Origin of the sequence: Salmonella sp. 32082101201600294FB01SM01 (assembly GCF_017572865.1) — a bacterium.
Taxonomy (GTDB): Bacteria; Pseudomonadota; Gammaproteobacteria; order Enterobacterales; family Enterobacteriaceae; genus Salmonella; species Salmonella enterica.
The window spans coordinates 562,457-586,388 of sequence record NZ_JAGESB010000002.1 but is presented as its reverse complement, the minus strand read 5'-3'; the positions used below and the strand labels follow the sequence as shown (position 1 = coordinate 586,388).

Here is a 23,932-nt window from a genome sequence, read left to right as displayed (position 1 = left end):
TAGCCTGCGTTTCGCCCCAGGGCGCGGACGCAGGCTGACATCGACGGGGGCACTACATGAATGAATTTCCGGTCGTTCTGGTCATTAATTGCGGCTCATCTTCTATCAAATTCTCTGTACTGGATGTCGCTACCTGTGATGTTTTAATGGCGGGAATAGCAGATGGGATGAATACTGAAAACGCCTTTTTATCTATTAATGGCGATAAGCCGATACACCTCGCGCACTCTAATTATGAGGACGCGTTAAAAGCCATTGCCTTTGAGCTGGAAAAACGTGATTTAACGGATAGCGTGGCATTAATTGGTCACCGTATTGCGCACGGTGGAGAGCTATTTACACAGTCCGTCATTATTACCGATGAGATTATCGATAATATTCGTCGGGTATCGCCTTTGGCGCCGCTGCATAATTACGCTAATTTAAGCGGCATTGACGCGGCGCGGCACCTTTTCCCGGCCGTGCGTCAGGTGGCGGTATTTGATACCAGTTTCCACCAGACGCTGGCGCCGGAAGCCTATTTGTACGGATTGCCGTGGGAGTATTTTTCCAGCCTGGGTGTGCGTCGCTACGGCTTTCACGGTACGTCGCATCGCTATGTTTCGCGGCGCGCGTATGAACTACTCGATCTCGATGAAAAAAACTCGGGTCTGATTGTCGCGCATCTGGGCAATGGGGCGTCTATCTGCGCGGTACGCAATGGTCAGAGCGTGGATACCTCAATGGGGATGACGCCGCTTGAGGGGCTGATGATGGGCACTCGCAGCGGCGACGTTGATTTCGGCGCGATGGCGTGGATAGCCAAAGAAACCGGGCAGACGTTGAGCGATCTGGAGCGAGTGGTGAATAAAGAGTCCGGTTTGCTCGGCATCTCCGGGTTGTCATCCGACCTTAGAGTCCTGGAAAAAGCCTGGCACGAAGGACATGAGCGCGCCCGGTTAGCGATAAAAACATTTGTCCACCGTATCGCCCGTCATATTGCCGGACACGCGGCATCGTTACATCGGTTGGATGGCATTATTTTTACCGGCGGTATTGGTGAAAATTCAGTATTAATTCGCCAGTTGGTAATTGAACATTTGGGCGTGCTGGGGCTTACGTTAGACGTTGAAATGAATAAGCAGCCGAATTCTCACGGCGAGCGCATTATTTCCGCTAACCCTTCTCAGGTTATTTGCGCTGTTATTCCCACGAATGAAGAGAAAATGATTGCTCTTGATGCCATTCATTTAGGCAACGTGAAAGCACCAGTGGAATTTGCATAACTTAACGGCTGTTCTGTAGAGAGATTATTTTTCATGAAGGTAAATATCGATACCAGCGATATGCTGTATGCCGAAGCATGGCGTGATTTTAAAGGTACGGACTGGAAAGAAGAAATTAATGTCCGTGATTTTATTCAGCATAACTATACGCCCTATGAGGGGGATGAATCTTTTCTCGCCGACGCGACGCCAGCGACCACGGCGTTGTGGGAAAAGGTGATGGCGGGAATACGTATCGAGAACGCGACCCATGCGCCGGTGGATTTCGATACCAACATCGCGACGACGATTACCGCGCACGATGCGGGATATATTGAAAAAGATCTGGAAAAAATCGTTGGTTTACAAACGGATAAGCCGCTTAAACGCGCTTTGCATCCGTTTGGCGGCGTTAACATGATTAAAAGTTCATTCCACGCTTATGGCCGCGAAATGGACGCCGATTTTGAATATACCTTTACCGACCTGCGGAAAACCCATAATCAGGGCGTATTCGATGTTTACTCGCCGGATATGCTGCGCTGCCGTAAATCCGGCGTATTAACCGGTTTGCCGGATGGTTATGGTCGCGGGCGCATTATTGGCGATTATCGCCGCGTCGCGCTGTATGGCATCCGTTATCTGGTGCGCGAACGCGAGCTGCAATTCGCCGACCTGCAGTCGAATCTGGAGCGGGGACAGAATCTTGAGGCGACGATTCGCCTGCGTGAGGAGTTGGCGGAGCATCGTCGCGCGCTGCTGCAAATGCAGGAGATGGCGGCGAAATACGGCTACGATATCTCCCGCCCGGCGCGAAACGCGCAGGAAGCGGTACAGTGGCTCTACTTCGCTTATCTGGCGGCGGTAAAATCACAAAATGGCGGTGCAATGTCGCTGGGAAGAACCGCCTCGTTCCTTGATATCTACATTGAGCGCGATTTCAACGCGGGCCTTCTGACAGAGCAGCAGGCGCAGGAACTGATCGACCATTTCATCATGAAGATCCGCATGGTGCGCTTCCTGCGCACGCCGGAATTTGACTCGCTCTTTTCCGGCGATCCGATCTGGGCCACCGAAGTTATTGGCGGGATGGGGCTTGATGGCCGCACGCTGGTGACGAAGAACTCCTTCCGTTATCTGCATACCCTGCACACGATGGGGCCAGCGCCGGAGCCGAACCTGACCATACTGTGGTCTGAAGCGTTGCCGGTGGCATTCAAGAAATATGCTGCGCAGGTCTCCATCGTGACCTCATCTTTGCAGTATGAAAACGACGATTTAATGCGTACCGATTTTAACAGCGACGATTACGCCATCGCTTGTTGCGTCAGCCCGATGGTCATCGGTAAGCAGATGCAGTTCTTCGGCGCGCGCGCCAACCTTGCCAAAACGTTGCTGTACGCTATCAATGGCGGCGTTGATGAGAAACTGAAAATCCAGGTCGGGCCGAAAACCGCGCCGTTAACGGATGAGGTGCTGGATTACGACGCAGTAATGGAGAGCCTCGACCATTTTATGGACTGGCTGGCGGTGCAGTACATTAGCGCGCTGAACATCATTCACTACATGCACGATAAGTACAGCTATGAAGCTTCGCTGATGGCGCTGCACGACCGTGATGTGTATCGGACGATGGCGTGCGGCATCGCCGGACTGTCGGTGGCGGCGGATTCCCTGTCCGCCATCAGGTACGCTCAGGTGAAGCCGATTCGCGACGAAAATGGCCTTGCCATCGACTTCGCTATTGAAGGCGAGTATCCGCAGTACGGCAACAACGATGAGCGCGTGGACAGCATCGCCTGCGACCTGGTGAAACGCTTTATGCAAAAAATTAGCGTGTTGCCGACGTATCGCAATGCGGTGCCGACGCAGTCCATTTTGACCATCACCTCGAACGTCGTGTACGGGCAGAAGACCGGCAATACGCCGGATGGACGCCGCGCCGGAACGCCATTCGCGCCGGGGGCGAACCCGATGCATGGTCGTGACCGCAAAGGGGCGGTAGCCTCGCTGACGTCGGTGGCGAAACTGCCGTTTACCTACGCCAAAGACGGTATTTCGTACACCTTCTCGATTGTGCCTGCGGCGCTCGGGAAAGAAGATGCGGTGCGGAAAACCAATCTTGTCGGCCTGCTGGACGGCTATTTCCATCATGAAGCACAGGTAGAAGGCGGGCAGCATCTGAACGTCAATGTCATGAACCGTGAAATGTTGCTGGATGCGATTGAACATCCGGAAAACTACCCGAACCTGACGATCCGCGTTTCCGGCTATGCCGTGCGCTTCAATGCGCTGACTCGTGAGCAGCAACAGGACGTTATTTCGCGCACCTTTACTCAGGCGATGTAACGTGAACGGGGCGATCGTGTGGATCGCCCCGCGACGGATCTTCACTGAACGGTAATCTTAGGGGGAGATATGATTAGCGCATTTGATATTTTTAAGATTGGCATTGGACCTTCAAGCTCCCATACCGTAGGGCCAATGAATGCAGGAAAATGTTTTATCGATCGGCTGATCGACAGCGGCGACCTGCCGCGAACGACGCGCATCACGGTTGATCTTTACGGATCGCTATCGCTGACGGGCAAAGGCCACGCGACCGATACCGCCATCATTATGGGCCTGGCAGGCAATACGCCGCAGGATGTCAATATTGATAGCATTCCGGCGTTTATCCAGGAGGTTGCCCGCAGCAGCCGTTTATCGGTGGCGGGTGGCGCGCATGTGGTGGATTTTCCCGTCGCCGACAGTATTCTCTTTCACGCTGAAACCCTGGCGCGCCATGAAAACGGTATGCGAATTACCGCCTGGCACGGGCAAACGCCGCTTTTACACAAAACGTATTACTCTATTGGCGGCGGCTTTATTGTCGAAGAGGAACGCTTTGGTCAGTCGCACGACGTAGAAAAATCGGTGCCGTATGATTTTCATTCCGCCAGCGAACTGCTGACGCTGTGTGAAAGACAGGGGCTCTCGGTTTCCGGTCTGATGATGCAAAATGAACTGGCGTTGCGGAGCAAAGAGCAGATTGACGCTGGCTTTGCCCGCATCTGGCAGGTGATGGCGACCGGAATTGAACGTGGCATGAATACTGAGGGCGTGCTGCCGGGGCCGCTGAACGTTCCACGCCGCGCGGTAGCGTTACGGCGTCTGCTGGTCTCCAGCGATAATCTCTCCCGCGATCCAATGAACGTCATCGACTGGATTAACATGTTCGCCCTGGCCGTGAGCGAAGAGAACGCGGCGGGCGGGCGAGTGGTCACCGCGCCGACCAACGGCGCGTGCGGCATTATTCCTGCGGTGCTGGCCTATTACGACAAATTCCGTCGTCCGGTCAATGCCAACTCTATCGCCCGCTATCTGCTGTCGGCGGGGGCGATTGGCATGCTGTACAAGATGAACGCCTCGATATCCGGCGCGGAAGTGGGGTGTCAGGGCGAGGTTGGCGTCGCGTGTTCGATGGCGGCGGCGGGGCTGACAGAACTGCTGGGCGGCAGCCCGGCGCAGGTCTGTATTGCGGCGGAAATTGCGATGGAGCATAACCTTGGCCTCACCTGTGACCCGGTGGCGGGTCAGGTACAAATCCCTTGTATTGAACGTAATGCGATTAACGCCGTTAAAGCGGTAAATGCGGCGCGAATGGCGCTACGCCGAACCTCTGAGCCGCGGGTTTCGCTCGATAAAGTGATCGAAACCATGTACGAAACGGGTAAAGACATGAACGACAAATATCGCGAGACGTCGCGCGGCGGTCTGGCGATTAAAGTCGTTTGTGGATAGGCCCGACAGGCGCAGAGTGAGCAGGCTATGGGATAACGCAGAAGACAGAAGCTGAGAAAAGGGCGCACCAATGTGCGCCCTTTTTTGTTGTGATGTGCGTCAAATAGAGAAAATAACAACATTAAACCAATAGTAAATAGAAAAGAATTCTTAACCCACAAGAAATGCAGGTGTTTTATTGGTAAGTTTTTCTCTTATCGTGCGCGTATGATTTTCTTATTACAAGAAAGTACCTGCACCTCACGTTCTGCATATCGCCTTGCTGCGGCACGAAAAATAAAAAAAACCTCTACCTACACATTGAGCGAGAATTTTATGGAATCGGCTAGTAATACCAGCGTAATCCTCGACGCATCAGCCCCGGCGCGTCGGGCAGGGATGACAGAAAGCGAATGGCGTGAAGCCATCAAATTTGATAGTACCGACACCGGTTGGGTCATTATGAGTATCGGGATGGCGATCGGCGCAGGAATCGTTTTTCTTCCTGTCCAGGTTGGCCTGATGGGACTTTGGGTCTTTTTACTCTCTTCTATTATTGGCTATCCGGCCATGTACCTGTTCCAGCGGCTGTTTATTAATACGCTGGCGGAATCCCCGGAATGTAAAGACTACCCCAGCGTGATCAGCGGCTATCTGGGCAAAAACTGGGGTATTTTATTAGGCGCGCTGTACTTTGTAATGCTCGTCATCTGGATGTTCGTCTATTCTACGGCGATTACTAACGACAGCGCCTCTTATCTGCATACTTTCGGCGTAACGGAAGGATTACTTTCCGATAGTCCGTTTTATGGTCTGGTGCTGATCTGCATCCTGGTGGCGATTTCCTCACGCGGTGAAAAATTACTGTTCAAAATTTCCACCGGCATGGTGCTGACCAAGCTACTGGTAGTAGCGGCGCTGGGCGTCTCCATGGTGGGTATGTGGCATCTGTATAACATTGGCGCGCTGCCGCCGATGGCCCTGCTGATTAAAAACGCCATTATTACCCTGCCATTTACGCTGACCTCGATTTTATTTATCCAGACGTTAAGCCCAATGGTGATCTCTTACCGTTCACGCGAAAAATCTATTGAGGTCGCACGTCATAAAGCGTTGCGCGCCATGAATATCGCGTTTGGCGTCTTGTTCGTTACCGTATTTTTCTATGCGGTTTCCTTCACCCTGGCGATGGGGCATGACGAAGCGGTGAAAGCCTACGAGCAGAATATTTCCGCCCTGGCGATCGCCGCGCAGTTTATTAGCGGCGATGGCGCTGGCTGGGTCAAAGTGGTTAGCGTAATTCTGAACATCTTTGCCGTCATGACCGCCTTCTTTGGCGTTTACTTAGGATTCCGCGAAGCGACGCAAGGCATTGTGATGAATATCCTGCGCCGCAAAATGCCCGCCGAGAAGATTAAGGAAAATCTGGTACAGCGCGGCATTATGATTTTCGCTATTTTGCTGGCCTGGAGCGCCATTGTGCTCAACGCGCCGGTACTGAGCTTCACCTCTATTTGTAGCCCTATCTTCGGTATGGTGGGCTGTTTAATTCCGGCATGGTTGGTCTACAAGGTTCCCGCATTGCACAAATATAAAGGCGCTTCGTTGTACCTGATTATTATTACCGGTCTGCTGCTATGCGTTTCTCCGTTCCTGGCATTCTCTTGATATACCTGAGATTAAGGTTGTTGTTATGTTTGAATCTAAAATAAATCCATTGTGGCAAAGTTTTATCCTGGCCGTACAGGAAGAAGTAAAACCGGCGCTGGGGTGTACTGAGCCAATTTCACTGGCGCTGGCGGCAGCGGCGGCGGCGGCTGAACTTGACGGCACAGTTGAACGCATTGACGCGTGGGTTTCGCCTAATCTGATGAAAAATGGTATGGGCGTTACCGTTCCAGGAACGGGAATGGTAGGGCTACCGATCGCCGCGGCGCTTGGCGCGTTGGGCGGTGATGCGAAAGCCGGGTTGGAGGTGTTAAAAGACGCTTCCGCTAAAGCCGTTGCCAATGCAAAAGCGATGCTGGCCGCCGGACATGTCGCAGTGATGTTGCAGGAGCCATGTAACGATATCCTGTTTTCACGGGCGAAAGTGTATAGCGGCAATAGCTGGGCATGTGTCACGATCGTCGGCGATCATACAAACATTGTGCGGATAGAAACCGACAAGGGCGTGGTATTTACCCAGGCCGATAATGCGCAGGAAGAAGAAAAAACCTCGCCGCTGGGAGTGCTGTCTCATACCTCGCTGGAAGAGATCCTGGCGTTTGTGAATGCGGTGCCCTTTGACGCTATCCGCTTTATTCTGGATGCGGCCAGGCTAAACGGCGCGTTGTCGCAGGAGGGACTGCGTGGTTCCTGGGGGCTGCATATCGGTTCGACGCTGGCCAAACAGTGCGATCGCGGTCTGCTGGCGAAAGATCTCTCCACGGCGATTTTGATCCGTACCAGCGCGGCGTCAGACGCCAGAATGGGCGGCGCCACGTTGCCCGCGATGAGCAACTCCGGCTCCGGCAACCAGGGGATTACCGCCACGGTGCCAGTCATGGTGGTTGCTGAACATGTCGGTGCCGATGACGAGCGCCTGGCGCGCGCGCTAATGTTATCGCATTTGAGCGCTATCTATATTCACCATCAGCTTCCGCGTTTGTCGGCGCTGTGCGCGGCAACTACGGCGGCGATGGGCGCGGCGGCGGGTATGGCGTGGCTGATAGATGGTCGTTATGACACTATCGCAATGGCTATCAGCAGTATGATCGGCGATGTCAGCGGGATGATTTGCGATGGCGCGTCGAATAGCTGTGCGATGAAAGTCTCTACCAGCGCGTCGGCGGCGTGGAAAGCCGTACTGATGGCGTTGGATGATACGGCGGTGACCGGAAACGAAGGGATTGTGGCGCACAATGTCGAACAATCTATTTCGAATTTGTGTTCGCTGGCGTGTCGCTCAATGCAGCAGACAGACAAGCAGATCATCGAGATTATGGCCAGTAAAGCGCATTAATAATAACGCCCCGGCATGACGTCGGGGCAGCGTGTTGCCCGATGGCGCTGCGCTTATCGGGTCTACCTGTTCTAAGCCGGATCGGGCGCTTGCGCCGCCATCCGGCATGATTTCAGGCTGCGGCCTCTTCTTCTGCCAGCCGGGCTTCGGCGTCCGCCACGATGGCTTCCAGTTCGGTTAGCATCTCTTCATAGCCCAGCGGCACAGTGGCGCTCATCGCCTCCTGTACGGCAGGTTTTACCACGGGCTGACGTTTCTTCGCCGATTTTTTGCTCATCTTGCGACTCCTTTTCTGGCTGGCTACACCGGTAAATCTACCAGTAATGCGCGCAGCGGCGTATCGGCAACCAGCGTAATGTTAGGTTCATCACGAATAAATGCGCCATCTCCGCAGGTTAACGCCTCGCGTTCTTCGTTGTGCGTCATCGCGTGGAACGTACCGTGAATCGACTGCAAATAGGCGCGCGGCCCGTGAAGCTGGAAATTAAGCGATTCGCCTTTCTCCAGCGTAATATGATGTACCCAGACCTGTTGGCGCAGTTGTAAGCTGTTTTGCTCACCGTCGGGCGAGGCAAGAAGCTGTTGTTGCGCCGCCAGGAGTGGGATTTTTTGTACCAGCGCGTTTTCCCGTTCAGGACAGGCGTCAAGCCACAGTTGCATTCGGGTTAACGGCTTAACTTTGCTGAGATTATGTTCGCTGTAGCTAATGCCCGGCTGCGCGGCGAGCAGCAACGCTTCGCCCGCTTTAGCCTGTACATGGTTGCCGTCGCTGTCGCGGTATTCCGCTTCGCCGTCCAGAATCAGGTTTAAAATATCCACCTTTGGATAAGTTCGAGGCTGAAAAGAGGCGCCCGGCGCCAGCACTTCCTGGTTCAGTACGCGCAACGACGCGTAGCCCAGCAGTGTAGGGTCGAAATAGTGTCCAAAGGAGAAGGTATAGCGGGCCTGTAGCCATCCGTAGTCTGCCTGTCCACATTGTTTGGCGGTTCGGGTCGTAATCATCGTTATTAACCTCTCTTTACTTCCTTTTATGTTAAGGGGCTGGACGCTGCATTGTTAGCCAGATATTCTGCCCGGTATGTTCAAATTTCCTGAATGAGAACGTTATGGCTAAAGAGAGAGCGCTGACGCTTGAAGCATTGCGTGTGATGGACGCCATTGACCGCCGGGGCAGTTTTGCCGCAGCGGCTGATGAGTTGGGGCGGGTGCCCTCCGCGCTGAGTTACACCATGCAGAAGCTGGAAGAAGAGTTGGACGTTGTACTGTTCGATCGCTCCGGCCATCGTACAAAATTCACCAACGTCGGGCGTATGCTGCTGGAACGCGGGCGGGTATTGCTGGAAGCGGCAGACAAGTTAACGACGGATGCTGAAGCGTTGGCCCGTGGTTGGGAAACGCATCTGACGCTGGTCACTGAAGCTCTGGTACCGACGCCTGCTTTTTTTCCGCTGATCGACCGGCTGGCCGCTAAAGCCAATACGCAGCTTTCATTGATTACCGAAGTACTGGCTGGCGCATGGGAGCGGCTTGAGCAGGGACGGGCGGATATCGTTATCGCCCCGGATATGCATTTTCGATCGTCGTCGGAAATTAACTCCCGTAAGTTGTATACGTTAATGAATGTGTATGTCGCCGCGCCTGACCACCCTATTCATCAGGAGCCGGAGCCGCTTTCGGAAGTGACGCGGGTTAAATACCGCGGCGTAGCGGTAGCGGATACCGCGCGCGAGCGGCCGGTATTAACGGTGCAACTGCTGGATAAGCAGCCACGTCTGACGGTAAGCACGATTGAAGATAAACGTCAGGCGCTGCTGGCCGGGCTTGGCGTCGCGACCATGCCATATTCGATGGTGGAACAGGATATTGCCGAAGGGCGGCTACGCGTGGTCAGCCCGGAATCGACCAGCGAAATCGATATTATTATGGCCTGGCGGCGCGACAGTATGGGGGAGGCAAAAGCCTGGTGCCTGCGGGAAATACCTAAGCTATTCGCCGGAAAATAAATAGCGCGCGGCGCTTTAAAAGCGGCGCCGCGCCGCCATCAGGAAAAACGTTTCGGATCGGGGCCGAAGCGGTTGTCGCCCGGCGTACCATTCTGGCAGTTGAACGCGATGATGATAAGCCAGCCGATAATGGGGATAAGTAGCAACAGTAGCCACCATGCGGAGCGGTCAGTGTCATGCAGACGACGGAACTGCACGGCCCACCACGGTAAAAAGATCAGAACGCCGTAAATGGTGGTCAGAACGCCTTCACCCCCGGCGCGTTGCCAGCCAAGCATGGCGTCCAGCAGGCCCAACACAAAGGTAAAGATGATATTGACCAGAATAAACATCCAGTACTCTTTGCGTCGCGCGCGGCCGCCAAATCCCAGATAATTTTTTAAAACCTTTAAATACCAATCCATTTTCGCCTCAATAATGGTTCAATCACTTGTTTTTAAAGTAATCAAACTAAGAATAGCCGCGAATGAAATGCTGGTAAATATTTGTGGTATTAATTAATAAGGCGTCCCGGAGGACGCCTGAAATTAGCCAAAGCGCACGTCGCGCCCGTGAGGTTCGAGCAGATCCTGCCACGGTCCGATAGAAATGATACCTGTGGGGTTAATCGTTTTATGGCTACGGAAATAGTGGTGACGAATATGGTCCATATTAACGGTTTCAGCAATGCCCGGTATTTGATAGATATCGCGCAGGAAACCGTATAGATTCAGGTAGTCGCTGATTCGGTATTTGTCGCACTTGAAATGAGTCACGTAAACCGGATCAAAGCGTACCAGGGTCGTCCATAAGCGGATATCCGCCTCGGTCAACTGGTCGCCCGTCAGATAGCGGTGCTGTCCGAGAATCTGCTCCAGGCGCGCCAGCGCAGTAAACACCTTTTCTACCGCTTCATCATACGCTTGCTGGCTGGTGGCGAAGCCTGCTTTATAAACGCCGTTATTAACGTTGTCATAAATCCAGCCGTTTAACTCGTCAATTTTGCTTTGCAGCGCGGGGGGATAGTAATCCCCGGCTTTAGCGCCCAGCCCATCGAAGGCGGAGTTAAACATACGAATGATTTCGGCGGACTCGTTGCTGACGATAGTATGATTTTTTTTATCCCATAAGACCGGCACGGTGACGCGGCCGCTGTAGTGTGGATCGGCGTGCAGATACAACTGGTAGAGAAATTCATGCTGATAGAGGGTATCGCCGGTGGCCGCCGGAAAATTATCATCAAACGTCCAGCCGTTTTCCAGCATCAATGGATTCACGACGGAAACCGGAATAAATGGCTCCAGACCTTTCAGTTTACGGAAAATGAGCGTGCGATGCGCCCAGGGGCAGGCAAGGGAAACGTACAGATGGTAACGATCTTTTTCTGCGGCGAATCCGCCTTCGCCGGAAGGTCCGGGCGCGCCGTCAGCGGTAAGCCAGTTGCGGAAAGCCGACGCTGAACGCTGAAATTTCCCCCCGGAAGATTTGGTGTCATACCAGGTGTCGTGCCAGACGCCATCGATCAGTTGTCCCATGTCTCTCTCCTTCAGATGACAAAAGCGAGGCGCTATTCCCTCGCTTTTTTAATTGAGTATAGATTGCTTACCACTTTTTATTCAGCAGACGGTCAAGGCTGAACGCGCCAGGCCCGGTTAACGCCAGTAATAAGAATCCGCCGGCAATGGTCAGGTTTTTCATAAACATCAGCGAGTTTACACCTTCTGCAAAATTGCTATGGAAGATCAATGCCGTCAGCAACGTAAAACCAGCGGTAAAAAGCGCAGTGGTGCGGGTGAGGAACCCCAGCAGAATCGCCAGACCGCCGCCGAACTCAAGCAGTATGGTGAGCGGCAGCAGGAATCCTGGTACGCCCATCGCTTCCATATACTGTTGTGTGCCCGCATAGCCGCTAATTTTTCCCCATCCTGCGGTAATAAACAGAACTGGCATTAAAATACGCGCTATCAGTACACCAACATCTTCTAATTTTTTCATTTTATTCTCCAGGAGGCCGATTCGGCTGCTGCTGCTATTTTCATGAGCAATGGCGCGGTTTAGCGCGTCATTGTTATCGCTGGAGAGAATCATAAACGTGGCGTACAGGAATTGTTAGCAAGGAAAATTGCCAAATTTTTTCAAAAAATTTGAGTGATTGCTAAAGAGACGATATGCATAAAAGTATCGCGCCACCAGGTGTAATCGGGCTATAACCTGATGGCGCGATGCTATAAAAGAAAAGATATTAACCGCGGAGCTGTTGTTGACGGAGGGTAGTTTTTACCAGGCGCCAGGCGCTCCAGATACCCAGGCCGCGTTTCGCCCAGCGTACCAACATATTAGGATGACGGATGGTCCAGATGGCCATTACGCTGCTACCGACCAGCGCCCAGGAGCGCAGGCTTAACACCGTATTCCAGCCGCGATCGTACGCACCGGTGGTCTCCAGCCAGTCGCGACGGCTGGCGGACAGATCCAGCCGTTGCTGCTGGATCTGACTGAGAAGCAGCGCTTTACGTTTTTCGCGTTCGCTTTTGCTGCTCACGACTGATCGTCCTCCAGAATTTGCCGATCGTTAGCCAGTTCGTGCCGCGTATGGCGCAATAGCGTGGACTGACGCGCTTTGCGCAAAGTCCAGATGCCGCCGATTAGCGCAAGCACTAACAGCACAACTGTGGTAGCGATCATCGCGTTCAAACGGTACTGAGGATCGATAGCCCAGATGACCAGAACCATCAGGCTCATTAAGCCAAACGCCGCGAAGAGCATGGTAAGACCTACCATCAGCAAAAGCTGAAAGAGGTTCGCCTTCTCTTCTTCCAGTTCTACTACCGCCAGTCGCAGCCGGGTTTCCACCATCTCAACGATAATGGTGACAATCCGCTGCCCGATACCCAGTACGCTTTTGCCTGGTCCTTGTGCCTGTCGAGAGTCCGCCATAATTAACGACGCGTCAGCAGTACGCCCAACACCAGACCGACAGCGGCGCCAATGCCTACGCCTGTCCAGGGATTTTCGCGCACATAATCATCGGCGCGGGCGGCGGCGGCGCGAGTCTGTTTGGCAATCACATCACCCGTTTCGCCCAGGCGGTAACGGCTCTCTTTCAGCGCGCGCTCGGCTTTGCTACGAATCTTACTCAACTCTTCTTTCGACTTTTCGCCCGAAGAGCTCAGCACTTCTTCAAGCGTATCGGTCAGGGATTTCAACTCAGCGCGCAGATGTTCCGTAGTGTTATCTTTCGACATAGTTTTCTCCAGGTGAGTGAGTATTTACATTCGGCGTTAATTTAGTAGTCTCTGGCCTCAAGTTTTTTTAGCTCATCCTGAGCCTCGGCCAGCTTACGTTCACGTTTGTCTATTTTATCCGCATCGCCTTTTGCTTTTGCCTCGGCTAAATCACGTTGGCGTTCGGCTACCTCTTCTTTTTGCTCAGCGATCTTTTTCTGATGCTCGGCGCGCAGCTTGCTGTCAGTACAATTGGCGCGTACTTCGCTGAGCGCCTTGTTCAGACCCTCAATACGGCGCTGATTGTTGTGCTTTTCAGCGTAGCTAATTTCCTTTTGTATATCCTGCTCTTTTTCCTGACAAAGCGAATTAGCGTAGCTACCGGCGCTAAGTGTAAAAAGCGTGATAGCCAAAGCGATGCGGTATTTCATTCCTGAACTTTCCCTTATGTTCGGACCCGTTGTCCGGGGCGGTGATCCCGATAATAACGCGGTGGGTTAAACACCGCTTTATTAATCATAGTCATTAAACAATGAAATCACCAAAGTGAGTGATATGATTCGGATTCCTGGAGATTAGCCAAAGCGGTGTGAGCTTTCCCGTAAGCGGGACAGCCACTGTACCGTTTCGTTGTCATCGTCCTGCTGAGCGACGACATAACCGTGTGGTAACGTTTGATCAAGCACTGTTTTTGCTGCGGCGCTTTGCGCAGGGGAATCGAAGGTAATGAGCAACATGTCATTTTTAGGCGTAATGCTTTTAAAATGAATGCCGTTCGCATCCAGATGATGCAGAACTGAGAAGCCGTCTGGCATACTGGCGCCCTGGTTAACCGCGCGAATGGCCAGCGTCGACTCTTGCTGACGCAGCGTTGACCACGTCATCATGAGTATGGTCAGCATCAGTAGAAAAGCGCTGATCCAAATGAGTTGTCGGGCAGTTATGCGTGGTTTAAGCATAAGTTATCCCCGGCTCCCATACTTCTTTTTCCACAGCATGACCAGCGAACCCGCCAGACCAAAAAAAAGCAGCACCACGGGCAGCAGCATCAGGCATGACATTAACTGATCTTCATACTTCATAAAGACGGGCGTTTTACCCAGCAGATAGCCCAGCGACGTCAGGATAAGCACCCACAACAAGCCGCTCATCCAGTTGAAGAACTGAAAGCGCGCGTTATTCAGGCCGGATATGCCGGCAATGGTGGGCAGCAGTGTTCTGACAAACGCGATAAAACGGCCTATCAATAATGCCGACAGGCCGTGTTTATGGAAAAGGTGATGGGCGCGTTGATGATAATGTGCGGGGAGATGAGAGAGCCAGTTTTGCACGGTGCGGGTATTCCCCAGCCAGCGGCCCTGAATATAGCTCACCCAGCAACCCAGGCTGGCCGCGACGGTAAGCAGCAAAATGGTTTGTGGAAAACCCATCGCGCCTTTGGCGATCAGCACGCCGACCAGGATCAACAGGCTGTCGCCAGGCAAAAAGGCGGCAGGGAGCAGCCCATTTTCCAGAAACAAAATCATAAATAACACAAAATATAACATGCCAATCATGGAAGGATTGGCCAGTGTTTCAAAGTCCTGAGCCCACAGGGCATTCAGCAATTGAGTCAGTAGTTCCATTCAGTATTCCTGGAGAATCGGTTAACGTCACGCCGGTGATCTGAGGTTTGCACTGCCGCAACAGAGTTGGAGTTTTTATCAGCGTTGCGGAAACGGCAAATTCGCGGCCTGAACTATTCCTTGTTAAGTTGTGAAGTAAGCAAGCACTAACACACAAAAATTCAAAATGCATCTAATTGTAACAAAGGTCAACGAAGTCCGTTATAGAAATTACGCGTCGTTGAGCTTTGATTTTGCTTATCGCAAAGGAGGGTGGCGAGAGGATTTACACAGGCTGACACTTTATACTGTACGCTGACCGAGCGCCGCGGCAGACGCCATCTACATATAACGTTACGCGAGGATGTCGCGCGTGAACATCAATTCGCTTTCCGTCACAGCCTATGGATTGGGAGATTCAGATCTATCGTCACGCCGGATGGCACGCGCCATCCGGCATCGATAATCACTTAGCTACGCAAGGCGTTATTCGCCAGACGTTCGTCCTCTGCCTGGCAGGCTGCCGCAGTGAACAGAACATCGGTAGATGAGTTCAGCGCCGTTTCACACGAATCCTGCAATACGCCGATAATAAAGCCGACCGCTACTACCTGCATCGCGATATCGTTCGGGATGCCAAACATGTTGCACGCCAGCGGGATCAGCAGCAATGAACCGCCTGCCACGCCGGAGGCGCCGCAAGCACACAGCGAGGCCACCACGCTCAGCAGCAGCGCTGTAGGCAGATCCACCGGGACGCCTAACGTATGAACTGCCGCCAACGTCAGAACCGTAATGGTAATTGCCGCGCCGGCCATATTGATGGTGGCGCCCAGCGGAATGGAAACGGAGTAAGTATCCCTGTCCAGATTCAGCTTTTCGCACAGCGCCATATTCACTGGAATATTGGCGGCAGAGCTGCGGGTAAAGAAGGCATAAACGCCGCTTTCACGCAGGCAGGCGAACACCAGCGGATAAGGGTTGCGACGAATTTTCCAGAATACCAACAGCGGGTTGACCACCAGCGCGACCAGCAGCATACAGCCAATCAAGACGACCAGCAGGTGCGCATAGCCCCACAGGGTGGAGAAGCCGGTGGTTGCAAGCGTTGATGAAACCAGACCAAAAATACCGATTGGCGCGAAACGGATCACCAGTTTCACCATAAAGGTCACGGCGTTAGACATATCGTTCACGAGGTTTTTGGTAGTTTCATTGCCATGACGCAGGGCAAATCCCAGACCGACGGCCCATACCAGAATCCCGATATAGTTAGCGTTCAGCAGCGCGTCGATGGGGTTCGACACCATACTCATCAGCAGACCGCGCAGGACTTCTACAATGCCGGACGGCGGCACGATATCCTGGGCGCTACTGGACAGATGCAGCGTTGAAGGGAAGGCGAAGCTGAACACAACGGCCGCCAGCGCGGCTGAAAAGGTGCCTAGCAGGTAAAGAAAGAGAATAGGGCGAATATTGGTTTTTTGACCGTGCTGGTGGTTGGCGATCGAGGCCATGACCAGCATCAGCACCAGAACGGGGGCGACCGCTTTTAAGGCGCCGACGAACAGGGTGCCAAGCAAGCCAACCGCTTCCGCCGCAGGCTTAGAAATCCATGCCAGTAAAATCCCCAGTACCAGACCCACTAAAATTTGTTTAACCAGACTGCCTTGCGCTAAACGCTGCAGTAGCCCTGATGCTCGTTGCGTAGCCATTTCATGTTCCTTGTATTGTGTTGCTGGTCATCCCCTGCACGCTCTTACGGCGCATCTTTCAGGATGTAACAAAGTGTTTGCCTGGTTGAGTATAAGGAAAGTTGAAGGTTCGGGAAGCGAAATATCCTGGATTTTTTGCTGCGATCATGTTTTATAACTTTATATTAACAGTATTGTGACATGTTAAACAAAAACGCCCGGCAGGTGCGCGCTGCCGGGCGTTTTTGACGGGGCAGGTTTACCCCGATAAAAGATTATTGCGCTCGCAGTTTCTTATCGCGCTGATGGTTAACCCAGGCGTTAATCACCAGCGTAATGGTCAGAATGCCAAACACTACGCCCAGCGAAATCGCGATAGGAATATGGTAGAAGTCGACGATCAGCATCTTAATGCCGATAAAGACCAGAATGACCGCCAGACCATATTTCAGCATCGAGAAGCGTTCCGCCACGCCGGACAGCAGGAAGTACATCGCGCGCAGTCCTAAGATGGCAAACAGGTTAGAGGTCAGTACGATGAACGGGTCGGTGGTGACCGCAAAGATCGCCGGAATACTGTCAACGGCGAAGATTACATCGCTGAACTCAACCATAATCAGCACCAGCAACAGCGGCGTGGCATACAACAGGCCGTTTTTACGTACGAAAAAGTGCTCGTTCTCGATCGTATCGGTCATACGCAGATGCCCGCGCAGCCAACGCACCATCGGTTTTTCGCCAATGCCGGATTCGTCTTCCTTCGCCAGCGCCATTTTTACGCCGGTAAACAGCAGGAAGGCGCCGAACACATACAGCAGCCATTCGAACTGAGTGATAAGCCAGGTACCGGCGAAAATCATGATAGTACGCAACACGATCGCGCCAAGAACCCCATACACCAGCACCCGGCGTTGCAGAGCCGGAGGGACGGAGAAATAGCTAAACAGCATCAGCCAGACAAAGACGTTATCTACGGCCAGCGACTTTTCAATCAGATAGCCGGTAAGGAACGCCAATGCCTGCGGGTCAGCAACTTCGCGCCCTTGCGTTTCAGCCAGATACCACCAGAAAGCAGCGTTAAACAGTAGCGAGAGCGTTACCCACAGGATTGACCATCCTGCTGCTTGTTTCATCGACATCGCATGTGCGCCACGGCGTCCCTGCAACAACAGGTCGATGGATAGCATTATCACCACAACAACCGCGAATCCACCCCATAATAATGGCGTACCAACAGTATTCATTATTTCTCCCTATGCAAAAAAAAAACGGCTAACGCCGAATGGCATTAGCCGCTGCTTTTATGCATAGACCTTGCCATTCGGCAAGGTCTCACTTACAACAATAAAGGAATACGCTGACGCATTCCTTTATGGCTGCCCGGTGACCGGATGTGGTTTTGCACACATCGTAATGACGATCGACCGACAATGAAGTTACTCCCCTTTGCGCGTAACAAAGTATGACAGGCCACGCGTAGAGTCAATGACCTGTAACATATAATTTACATAATTTTACGCAGTAAGGGGATGAGTCAGATCGTCCGCCGGGAAGATGACCCCGGTTTGACGGCGTATTTCTGTCAGCCATTTTGCCGTGGCGCGACTTAGCGATAACCCCGGATGTTCCACGGTATGGTTTTCAATAAGCTGGGCAAACGCCCCGGCTTCATACAGCATGGTATTAATATGCTGAGGCTGGGTCAGATCCTGCATCAGCGCGCCGCGCGGCGCAAAACACACTTTCTGGCATTCCGACAGCTTTTCAATGACCAGCGATCCCCTCTCGCCCTGAATTTCACTGGCCAGTACCGAGTCGCTGACTTTGGAATGCTGTAGCGTGACGCTAAAATCGCCGTAATCCATAACCACGACGCCGTGCGCATCTACTCCGCTTTCCAACAAATTCGCCGACGCCTGAACGCTGCGCGGCTCGCCCCATAGCGCGATCGCCGACGCCAGACAGTAATACCCGATATCCATAATCGAACCATTGGAGAAGGCCGGATTAAACGTATTCGGATTTTCACCGTTCAGATAGCGCTGATAACGTGAAGAGTACTGGCAGTAATTTAGGAATGCTTTATGCATTCTGCCGATTTTCGGCAACGATTCCCGCAGCAGCAGGAAATTGGGCAGGCAGGCGGTTTTAAAGGCTTCAAACAGTACCCGCTGGTTATCGCGCGCGCAGGCGATAGCGGCATCAACCTCCGCCAGGTTAGAAGCCAGCGGCTTTTCGCACATGACATGTTTTTTATGCTGCAAAAAGCGCTGTGTCTGGGAGAAATGCAGGGAGTTCGGGCTGGCGATATAAACCGCCTCAATCGCGTCGCTTTGCGCCATCGCTTCCAGCGAGGTAAACAGATGCTCGACGGGATAATCATTTGCGAAAGACTGCGCCTGTTCAAGACTACGGGAGTAAACGGCGGCGAGCCTGAATTTGCCGGTTTCATGGGCGGCGTCGACAAACTGGCGCGTGATCCAGTTAGTCCCAATTACAGCGAAACGTATCATAAACGTCAGCGGACTCCAGAAAGGGATTTTCGTCAATGTAGCACGCCTTTCCGCCCTTGCCAGTGCGCTGCGACGCACTCTGGCATTTTACTGGCGAGAAGGGCACCCGTGTGCGCTATCAGCCCCAATAGTGACGCCAGCGCCCAGATATTTAGGCTGACGGTGCAAAATTTTGGCATCCAGCACCGCGCTAACCCGCGCCAGCTTTTCCCGAAGTCGTGTGTAGGTTCCGTGCCTTTTATTCAGATCCGGCGCGTTAACTCCGATAGCGTCAATGCCATATTGTTGCGCCAGCCAGATCGCCCGTTGATTATGGAATGCTTGCGAGATAATCGTAATGCGGTTTTCGCCAAACACTTTCCGGGCGCGAACCACGGAGTCCAGCGTGGAGAATCCGGCATAATCACAAAAAATGGCCGCTTCCGGCACACCTTTCGCTATCAGCGCCTGCTGCATCGCCGAAGGTTCATCGTACTCTTTTTTGCCGTTATCGCCGCTGACTAACAGCCACTTCACTTTACCGGCGTGATACAACGCGGCGGCAGTATTAATCCGCCGGGTAAAATACCGATTGCCGGGTTTAGCGCCTAACACCAGCCCGACGTTGCGGGCGGGAACGGTCTGAATGTCATTCCATGTCAGATGCTGCGAGGCGTTGACGATAAGCCAGTTGGAATAGAAAAGCGCGACGCCTGCTGCGACAAGCAGAAAACACGCCACTGTTAACGCCCGGCGTGTAAAACAGAGGCGGCGGATAAAACGGGCACATTGTGAGAGCATGGTTGTTGCGCGGTTCCGTTGGCGGTGGATAAAAAATACCCTCTACAGATCGTCATCCTTGACGTGGCGGCAGGCAATGAGCGAAATGTGAACGCGCCGATTTTATGCCCACGCCGTTAAAAAGATACGGGGGAAGGGGCATTTTCAGAATTTATTGTGCCGACAGCGCCTGATGCGTCAGCCACAGTCGCGTATCAAACTCCAGTTGATGGTACTGCGGCTCCATATGGCAGCAGAGCTGATAAAACGCTTTGTTATGATCTTTCTCTTTCAGGTGCGCCAGCTCGTGAACCACAATCATCCGTAAGAATGGCTCCGGGGCGTTGCGAAACACGGTGGCGACGCGGATCTCCGCCTTTGCCTTGAGCTTGCCGCCCTGAACGCGCGAGACAGCGGTATGCAGTCCCAGCGCATTTTTCAGCACATGGATCTTGCTGTCATACATCACTTTATTAATGGGCGGCGCATTGCGCAGAAACTGACTTTTCAGTTCCTGAGTATAGTGATATAGCGCTTTGTCAGTGGCGTAATCATGCGCGCCGGGATAACGTTTTTCCAGCACTGCTCCCAGGCGCTGCTCGGTGATTAAGGCGCGCACCTGGGCAAGGAGATGTTCAGGATACCCCTGAAGGTAAGTTAGTGAGGTCATCAAAGCTCCATGTTGCTGATAAAAAGTGTATACTCACGCACCCTTTTCAGGGATAACGCCGCAATTTTACCATTCAGGAGGCCTAATGAGCCACGTAGACGACGGTTTCCGTTCACTGACGCTGAAACGTTTTCCGCAAACGGATGATGTTAACCCGCTTCTGGCGTGGGAGGCGGCCGATGAGTATCTGCTGCAACAGTTGGATGAGACGGAAATTCGCGGCCCGGTGCTGATCCTGAATGATACGTTTGGCGCGCTAAGCTGTGCGCTGGCGGAGCATTCGCCATACAGTATTGGCGATTCGTATTTAAGCGAACTGGGTACGCGAGAGAATTTACGCCATAACGGCATCGCGGAGTCCAGCGTAACGTTTCTCGACAGTACCGCTGACTACCCGCAGGTGCCGGGCGTGGTATTGATTAAGGTACCGAAAACACTGGCGTTGCTGGAACAGCAGTTACGCGCTTTGCGTAAGGTCGTTACGGCGCAAACGCGTATTATCGCCGGCGCGAAAGCGCGTGATATTCATACCTCTACGCTGGAACTGTTTGAAAAAGTGCTGGGCCCAACCACGACGACGCTGGCGTGGAAGAAAGCGCGCCTGATTAACTGTACATTCAGTCATCCGCAACTGGCCGACGCGCCGCAAACGCTAAGCTGGAAACTGGAAGATACAGGCTGGACGATTCACAACCACGCGAATGTGTTTTCTCGTACCGGATTGGATATCGGCGCGCGCTTCTTTATGCAGCATTTGCCGGAAAACCTCGACGGGGAGATTGTCGATCTCGGCTGCGGCAATGGGGTGATTGGCCTGAGCTTACTGGCGAAAAATCCGCAGGCGAACGTGGTATTTGTCGATGAATCGCCGATGGCGGTAGATTCCAGCCGTTTGAATGTAGAAACGAACCTGCCGGAAGCGTTCGAACGCTGCGAATTTATGATCAACAATGCGCTCTCCGGTGTGGAGCCGTTCCGTTTTAACGCTGTGTTCTGCAACCCGCCGTTCCACCAGAAACATGCGCTGACGGATAATATCGCCTGGGAGATGTTCCATCATGCCCGCCGCTGCCTGAAAATCAACGGCGAACTGTATATTGTGGCGAACCGCCATCTGGACTATTTCCACAAGCTGAAGAAGATTTTCGGTAATTGTGCGACGATAGCAACCAACAATAAATTTGTCATTTTGAAAGCGGTGAAGCAGGGACGCCGTCGATAAGGCGCTCAAGCGTCATACCGGCCTATAAAACCGGTATGACGGTGTAAGCCCGATAAGCGCAGCGCCATCAGGCAAAGTCGTTAAATCTCCAGCGCCAGTCGGGTGCCCTGGGCAATCGCCCGTCGGGCATCCAGCTCCATCGCGACATCGCATCCGCCGATAAGATGTACCGTTTTACCTGCGGCGCGTAACGGGTCCGCCAGCTCGCGGCGAGGTTCTTGTCCGGCACAGATCACCACATGATCCACTTCCAGCAACTGCGGTTCGCCGCCGATCAAGAGATGTAATCCGTCGTCGTCGATTTTCTGGTAACTAACCGCCGGGATCATCTTCACGCCGCGCGCCAGTAACGTCGCGCGATGGATCCAGCCGGTGGTTTTACCTAATCCTTCGCCCGGCTTGCTGGCTTTGCGTTGCAGCATGACGATTTGCCGTGGACTACGTGCCAGGCGTGGGCCTTCCGGGCGCAGACCGCCTGCCTGCTGCAGGCTGGTATCAATTCCCCATTCCGTACAAAATTCAGCAATATTTTGGCTGGTGGATTCGCCGTGCTGGCTCAGATACATGGCCGTGTCAAAACCGATCCCGCCGCAGCCGATGATCGCCACTCGTTTACCAACCGGCGCTTTATCGCGCAATACCTCCAGGTAGGTCAATGCCTTTGGATGATCGATACCGTCTATCGGCGGGCGGCGCGGTACTATTCCACAGGCGAGGATCGCTTCGTCAAACGGCTGAAGATCCTCTGCGTTCACCTGTTGGTTCAGTTTCAGCGTAACGCCAGTAATATCGATCATTCGACGGTAGTAGCGCAGCGTTTCGTAAAACTCCTCTTTACCCGGGATCTGCCTGGCGATAGTGAACTGACCGCCAATTTCACTCTGGGCGTCAAACAGCGTGACATGATGGCCGCGCGACGCGGCGTTAATCGCGAAAGCCAGCCCCGCCGGGCCTGCGCCGACAACGGCCAGATTCTTTTTGCGTATGGCCGGCGTTATCGGCATGTGGGTTTCGTGACAGGCGCGTGGGTTCACCAGACAGGAGGTCACTTTGCCGATGAAGATCCGATCCAGACAGGCCTGATTACAGCCGATACAGGTGTTGATCTCATCTGCGCGTCCGGATTGCGCTTTAGTCAGGAATTCGGCATCGGCAAGGAAGGGACGCGCCATCGACACCATATCGGCATCGCCGCGCGTCAGGATCGTCTCAGCGACCTGCGGATCGTTAATGCGATTGGTCGCGATCAGCGGAACCGACACATGACCTTTGAGTTTCCGCGTCACCCAGCTAAAGGCGCCACGCGGTACTGGCGTGGCGATGGTCGGGATTCGCGCCTCATGCCAGCCAATGCCGGTATTAATTAGGCTTGCGCCTGCGGCTTCAATGGCTTGCGCCAGTTGTACCGTTTCGTCGAACGTGCCGCCATTTTCCACCAGATCGAGCATCGACAGGCGATAGATAATAATAAAGTCGTTCCCTACCCGCTGGCGTACCGCGCGTACTACCTCAACCGCGAAGCGCATACGGCTGGTATAGTCGCCGCCCCATTCGTCATCGCGATGGTTAGTTCGCCGGGTGAGAAATTCATTAATCAGATAGCCCTCTGATCCCATCACCTCTACGCCGTCGTAGCCTGCTTCCCGCGCCAGTTGCGCGCAATGCGCGAAGTCGTCGATTAACTGCAAGATTTCATCATGCGTCAGTTCGTGCGGCATAAAGCGGTTGATTGGCGCCTGAATTGCCGACGGCGCGACCAGGTGCGGCTGATAGCTGTAACGTCCGGTGTGCAGAATTTGCAGCGCGATTTTACCGCCTTGCGCATGTACGGCATCGGTCACCACGCGGTGAGGCGTTAATTGGCTGGCATCGTTCAGCATCGCACCGCCAGTCATCACGACCCCGGAGGGAACGGGCGCAATACCGCCGGTGACGATTAACGCTACGCCGTGTCGCGCGCGCTCGGCATAAAATGCCGCCAGGCGCTCAGCGCCATCAGGATGTTCTTCCAGACCCGTGTGCATCGATCCCATCAGCACGCGGTTTCTGAGAGTAGTAAAGCCCAGATCGAGCGGGGCGAACAGCGACGGGTAGCTCATAAGCGTATCCAGTATGTAAAATTATTGTTATGTGGTCGGATGAGTTACTACTGTAGCCGTCGCGAGGTAAAAGGGAAAAGGGGAATGTGGTGATTGTGATGGGATTCAAAAAAGAGGCCGCGACCCGGGGAAAACAGGCCGGATAAGCATAGCGC

At 53.4% G+C, this 23,932-nt stretch carries 24 protein-coding genes; 7 read left to right on the top strand and 17 right to left on the bottom strand.

Going from position 1 to position 23,932, the window contains the following annotated elements; translation table 11 throughout:
• Positions 1-56: 56 nt before the first annotated feature.
• The 5 genes from tdcD to J4645_RS12555 all read left to right on the top strand — a co-directional run bounded on the left by tdcD (position 57) and on the right by J4645_RS12555 (position 8,010).
• Positions 57-1,265 (top strand): propionate kinase, encoded by a 1,209-nt coding sequence (tdcD, locus tag J4645_RS12575; protein WP_001527989.1) that lies wholly within the window; start codon positions 57-59, stop codon positions 1,263-1,265.
• 33 nt (positions 1,266-1,298) lie between these two features.
• Positions 1,299-3,593, top strand: coding sequence for a formate C-acetyltransferase (gene pflB / locus J4645_RS12570; protein ID WP_000867316.1), 2,295 nt, complete (start codon positions 1,299-1,301; stop codon positions 3,591-3,593).
• A gap of 69 nt (positions 3,594-3,662) precedes the next feature.
• Positions 3,663-5,027 (top strand): L-serine ammonia-lyase, encoded by a 1,365-nt coding sequence (tdcG, locus tag J4645_RS12565; RefSeq protein ID WP_000622071.1) that lies wholly within the window; start codon positions 3,663-3,665, stop codon positions 5,025-5,027.
• A gap of 315 nt (positions 5,028-5,342) precedes the next feature.
• Entirely contained in the window at positions 5,343-6,674 is a 1,332-nt protein-coding gene (locus J4645_RS12560; RefSeq protein WP_000443189.1) for an amino acid permease, read from the top strand.
• A gap of 25 nt (positions 6,675-6,699) precedes the next feature.
• On the top strand, positions 6,700-8,010 hold the full coding sequence (locus J4645_RS12555) for a serine dehydratase subunit alpha family protein (RefSeq protein WP_000463082.1): 1,311 nt from the start codon (positions 6,700-6,702) through the stop codon (positions 8,008-8,010).
• Between the two features lie 112 nt (positions 8,011-8,122).
• Here J4645_RS12555 and J4645_RS12550 read toward each other — a convergent pair whose 3' ends face one another.
• Both J4645_RS12550 and J4645_RS12545 read right to left on the bottom strand, forming a co-directional pair.
• Entirely contained in the window at positions 8,123-8,287 is a 165-nt protein-coding gene (locus J4645_RS12550; RefSeq protein WP_000039326.1) for a hypothetical protein, read from the bottom strand.
• Between the two features lie 23 nt (positions 8,288-8,310).
• On the bottom strand, positions 8,311-9,012 hold the full coding sequence (locus J4645_RS12545; protein ID WP_000633549.1) for a pirin family protein: 702 nt from the start codon (positions 9,010-9,012) through the stop codon (positions 8,311-8,313).
• 104 nt (positions 9,013-9,116) lie between these two features.
• On the opposite strand from J4645_RS12545, the gene yhaJ reads away from it, so the two are divergent.
• Entirely contained in the window at positions 9,117-10,013 is an 897-nt protein-coding gene (gene yhaJ, locus J4645_RS12540) for a DNA-binding transcriptional regulator YhaJ (protein ID WP_001041026.1), read from the top strand.
• Positions 10,014-10,051: 38 nt separating this feature from the next.
• On the opposite strand, the gene J4645_RS12535 is transcribed toward yhaJ, so the two are convergent.
• The 14 genes from J4645_RS12535 to J4645_RS12470 form a co-directional block, all read right to left on the bottom strand.
• Entirely contained in the window at positions 10,052-10,417 is a 366-nt protein-coding gene (locus J4645_RS12535) for a DUF805 domain-containing protein (RefSeq protein ID WP_000384139.1), read from the bottom strand.
• A gap of 123 nt (positions 10,418-10,540) precedes the next feature.
• Positions 10,541-11,527, bottom strand: coding sequence for a glutathione S-transferase family protein (locus tag J4645_RS12530; protein ID WP_023214435.1), 987 nt, complete (start codon positions 11,525-11,527; stop codon positions 10,541-10,543).
• A gap of 67 nt (positions 11,528-11,594) precedes the next feature.
• Positions 11,595-11,987 (bottom strand): DoxX family protein, encoded by a 393-nt coding sequence (locus J4645_RS12525; protein ID WP_001592732.1) that lies wholly within the window; start codon positions 11,985-11,987, stop codon positions 11,595-11,597.
• Positions 11,988-12,234: 247 nt separating this feature from the next.
• Entirely contained in the window at positions 12,235-12,534 is a 300-nt protein-coding gene (locus tag J4645_RS12520) for a YqjK-like family protein (protein WP_000095795.1), read from the bottom strand.
• On the bottom strand, positions 12,531-12,929 hold the full coding sequence (locus J4645_RS12515; protein ID WP_000785626.1) for a phage holin family protein: 399 nt from the start codon (positions 12,927-12,929) through the stop codon (positions 12,531-12,533). Before J4645_RS12515 ends, J4645_RS12520 begins: the two co-directional genes overlap by 4 nt.
• Before the next feature lie 2 nt (positions 12,930-12,931).
• Positions 12,932-13,237, bottom strand: a complete 306-nt coding sequence (locus tag J4645_RS12510) for a YqjD family protein (protein ID WP_000031217.1) — start codon at positions 13,235-13,237, stop codon at positions 12,932-12,934.
• A gap of 41 nt (positions 13,238-13,278) precedes the next feature.
• Positions 13,279-13,647: a DUF1090 domain-containing protein gene (locus J4645_RS12505; RefSeq protein WP_000877297.1), complete on the bottom strand. Its 369-nt coding sequence runs from the start codon at positions 13,645-13,647 to the stop codon at positions 13,279-13,281.
• 144 nt (positions 13,648-13,791) lie between these two features.
• Positions 13,792-14,175 (bottom strand): EnvZ/OmpR regulon moderator MzrA, encoded by a 384-nt coding sequence (gene mzrA, locus J4645_RS12500; RefSeq protein ID WP_000917516.1) that lies wholly within the window; start codon positions 14,173-14,175, stop codon positions 13,792-13,794.
• 3 nt (positions 14,176-14,178) lie between these two features.
• Positions 14,179-14,841, bottom strand: coding sequence for a DedA family general envelope maintenance protein YqjA (yqjA, locus tag J4645_RS12495; protein ID WP_000422141.1), 663 nt, complete (start codon positions 14,839-14,841; stop codon positions 14,179-14,181).
• Between the two features lie 449 nt (positions 14,842-15,290).
• Positions 15,291-16,535, bottom strand: a complete 1,245-nt coding sequence (gene sstT, locus J4645_RS12490; RefSeq protein ID WP_000235360.1) for a serine/threonine transporter SstT — start codon at positions 16,533-16,535, stop codon at positions 15,291-15,293.
• 254 nt (positions 16,536-16,789) lie between these two features.
• Positions 16,790-17,758 (bottom strand): TerC family protein, encoded by a 969-nt coding sequence (locus tag J4645_RS12485; protein ID WP_001098833.1) that lies wholly within the window; start codon positions 17,756-17,758, stop codon positions 16,790-16,792.
• A 270-nt stretch (positions 17,759-18,028) separates the two neighbouring features.
• Entirely contained in the window at positions 18,029-19,027 is a 999-nt protein-coding gene (locus J4645_RS12480) for a Gfo/Idh/MocA family oxidoreductase (protein ID WP_023214433.1), read from the bottom strand.
• Positions 19,028-19,114: 87 nt separating this feature from the next.
• Positions 19,115-19,807 carry a vancomycin high temperature exclusion protein gene (locus J4645_RS12475; protein ID WP_001646364.1) on the bottom strand — a complete coding sequence of 231 codons (693 nt, stop codon included), beginning with the start codon at positions 19,805-19,807 and terminating at the stop codon, positions 19,115-19,117.
• Positions 19,808-19,958: 151 nt separating this feature from the next.
• Complete coding sequence (locus tag J4645_RS12470; protein WP_023207676.1) at positions 19,959-20,456, bottom strand: M48 family metallopeptidase; 498 nt, start codon at positions 20,454-20,456, stop codon at positions 19,959-19,961.
• A gap of 85 nt (positions 20,457-20,541) precedes the next feature.
• On the opposite strand from J4645_RS12470, the gene rlmG reads away from it, so the two are divergent.
• Entirely contained in the window at positions 20,542-21,678 is a 1,137-nt protein-coding gene (gene rlmG / locus J4645_RS12465) for a 23S rRNA (guanine(1835)-N(2))-methyltransferase RlmG (RefSeq protein WP_023214432.1), read from the top strand.
• An 80-nt stretch (positions 21,679-21,758) separates the two neighbouring features.
• On the opposite strand, the gene J4645_RS12460 is transcribed toward rlmG, so the two are convergent.
• Positions 21,759-23,777 carry an NADPH-dependent 2,4-dienoyl-CoA reductase gene (locus tag J4645_RS12460; protein ID WP_000121531.1) on the bottom strand — a complete coding sequence of 673 codons (2,019 nt, stop codon included), beginning with the start codon at positions 23,775-23,777 and terminating at the stop codon, positions 21,759-21,761.
• Positions 23,778-23,932: the final 155 nt, after the last annotated feature.

Excerpts from the sequence above, each read along its gene's own strand:
- tdcD (WP_001527989.1), top strand. The coding sequence starts at position 57 with ATGAATGAATTTCCGGTCGTTCTGGTCATTAATTGCGGCTCATCTTCT.
- pflB (WP_000867316.1), top strand. The coding sequence starts at position 1,299 with ATGAAGGTAAATATCGATACCAGCGATATGCTGTATGCCGAAGCATGG.
- tdcG (WP_000622071.1), top strand. The coding sequence starts at position 3,663 with ATGATTAGCGCATTTGATATTTTTAAGATTGGCATTGGACCTTCAAGC.
- J4645_RS12560 (WP_000443189.1), top strand. The coding sequence starts at position 5,343 with ATGGAATCGGCTAGTAATACCAGCGTAATCCTCGACGCATCAGCCCCG.
- J4645_RS12555 (WP_000463082.1), top strand. The coding sequence starts at position 6,700 with ATGTTTGAATCTAAAATAAATCCATTGTGGCAAAGTTTTATCCTGGCC.
- J4645_RS12550 (WP_000039326.1), bottom strand. The coding sequence starts at position 8,287 with ATGAGCAAAAAATCGGCGAAGAAACGTCAGCCCGTGGTAAAACCTGCC.
- J4645_RS12545 (WP_000633549.1), bottom strand. The coding sequence starts at position 9,012 with ATGATTACGACCCGAACCGCCAAACAATGTGGACAGGCAGACTACGGA.
- yhaJ (WP_001041026.1), top strand. The coding sequence starts at position 9,117 with ATGGCTAAAGAGAGAGCGCTGACGCTTGAAGCATTGCGTGTGATGGAC.
- J4645_RS12535 (WP_000384139.1), bottom strand. The coding sequence starts at position 10,417 with ATGGATTGGTATTTAAAGGTTTTAAAAAATTATCTGGGATTTGGCGGC.
- J4645_RS12530 (WP_023214435.1), bottom strand. The coding sequence starts at position 11,527 with ATGGGACAACTGATCGATGGCGTCTGGCACGACACCTGGTATGACACC.
- J4645_RS12525 (WP_001592732.1), bottom strand. The coding sequence starts at position 11,987 with ATGAAAAAATTAGAAGATGTTGGTGTACTGATAGCGCGTATTTTAATG.
- J4645_RS12515 (WP_000785626.1), bottom strand. The coding sequence starts at position 12,929 with ATGGCGGACTCTCGACAGGCACAAGGACCAGGCAAAAGCGTACTGGGT.
- J4645_RS12510 (WP_000031217.1), bottom strand. The coding sequence starts at position 13,237 with ATGTCGAAAGATAACACTACGGAACATCTGCGCGCTGAGTTGAAATCC.
- J4645_RS12505 (WP_000877297.1), bottom strand. The coding sequence starts at position 13,647 with ATGAAATACCGCATCGCTTTGGCTATCACGCTTTTTACACTTAGCGCC.
- mzrA (WP_000917516.1), bottom strand. The coding sequence starts at position 14,175 with ATGCTTAAACCACGCATAACTGCCCGACAACTCATTTGGATCAGCGCT.
- yqjA (WP_000422141.1), bottom strand. The coding sequence starts at position 14,841 with ATGGAACTACTGACTCAATTGCTGAATGCCCTGTGGGCTCAGGACTTT.
- sstT (WP_000235360.1), bottom strand. The coding sequence starts at position 16,535 with ATGGCTACGCAACGAGCATCAGGGCTACTGCAGCGTTTAGCGCAAGGC.
- J4645_RS12485 (WP_001098833.1), bottom strand. The coding sequence starts at position 17,758 with ATGAATACTGTTGGTACGCCATTATTATGGGGTGGATTCGCGGTTGTT.
- J4645_RS12480 (WP_023214433.1), bottom strand. The coding sequence starts at position 19,027 with ATGATACGTTTCGCTGTAATTGGGACTAACTGGATCACGCGCCAGTTT.
- J4645_RS12475 (WP_001646364.1), bottom strand. The coding sequence starts at position 19,807 with ATGCTCTCACAATGTGCCCGTTTTATCCGCCGCCTCTGTTTTACACGC.
- J4645_RS12470 (WP_023207676.1), bottom strand. The coding sequence starts at position 20,456 with ATGACCTCACTAACTTACCTTCAGGGGTATCCTGAACATCTCCTTGCC.
- rlmG (WP_023214432.1), top strand. The coding sequence starts at position 20,542 with ATGAGCCACGTAGACGACGGTTTCCGTTCACTGACGCTGAAACGTTTT.
- J4645_RS12460 (WP_000121531.1), bottom strand. The coding sequence starts at position 23,777 with ATGAGCTACCCGTCGCTGTTCGCCCCGCTCGATCTGGGCTTTACTACT.